Below are 309 nucleotides of genomic sequence, written 5' to 3'. Positions count from 1 at the left end.
AGTTTGACCGAAGCCGGCTACGTCGGTGAAGACGTAGAGAATATCTTGCTGAAGCTTCTCCAGGCCGCCGACTTTGACGTGGCGAAGGCTCAGCGCGGCATCATCTACGTCGACGAAGTGGACAAGATCTCCCGCAAGTCGGAAAACCCGTCCATCACCCGCGACGTGTCCGGCGAGGGCGTGCAGCAGGCCCTGCTGAAGATCCTGGAAGGAACCGTTGCCGCCGTTCCGCCGCAGGGCGGCCGCAAGCACCCGAACCAGGAGTTCATCCAGTTCGATACGAAGAACGTGCTGTTCATCGTGGCGGGT

Annotated in this window: 1 protein-coding gene; it reads left to right on the top strand. The window is 60.8% G+C overall.

Annotated elements, in window-relative coordinates; translation table 11 throughout:
- A partial coding sequence (locus CYJ76_RS11950; RefSeq protein ID WP_144043120.1) for an AAA family ATPase occupies window positions 1–309 on the top strand: 309 nt, incomplete at both ends.

Source organism: Kytococcus schroeteri, from assembly GCF_002847825.1.
GTDB lineage: Bacteria > Actinomycetota > Actinomycetes > Actinomycetales > Dermatophilaceae > Kytococcus > Kytococcus schroeteri.
This window is presented reverse-complemented; position numbering and strand designations above follow the sequence as displayed.